Annotated in this window: 1 protein-coding gene; it reads left to right on the top strand. The window is 57.7% G+C overall.

The annotated features are described in order from the left end of the window. Positions 1 to 122: 122 nt before the first annotated feature. Positions 123 to 236 carry an Hsp20 family protein gene (locus tag WN73_RS44460; protein ID WP_442870047.1) on the top strand — a complete coding sequence of 38 codons (114 nt, stop codon included), beginning with the start codon at positions 123 to 125 and terminating at the stop codon, positions 234 to 236. The last annotated feature ends 6 nt before the right edge of the window (positions 237 to 242 follow it).

Raw genomic sequence — 242 nt, forward strand, 5'->3', positions numbered from 1 at the left:
CCAAGGCACGTCGTTTCAGCGAACGATACTACGGCCGATTCGAACGGCGTATCCCGCTGGAGGGCATCGACGAGGACAAAGTTTCGGCCGCGTTCAAGTCCTGACCATAACCGTGCCNGGGCATCGACGAGGACAAAGTCTCGGCCGCGTTCAAGAACGGCGTCCTGACCATAACCGTGCTGAAATCCGCCGAAGCCAAAAATGTCCGCCGCATCGCGATCAATCGCAATGGCTGACACTTT

It is taken from the genome of Bradyrhizobium sp. CCBAU 45394 (genome assembly GCF_028128655.1).
Lineage (GTDB): Bacteria > Pseudomonadota > Alphaproteobacteria > Rhizobiales > Xanthobacteraceae > Bradyrhizobium > Bradyrhizobium diazoefficiens.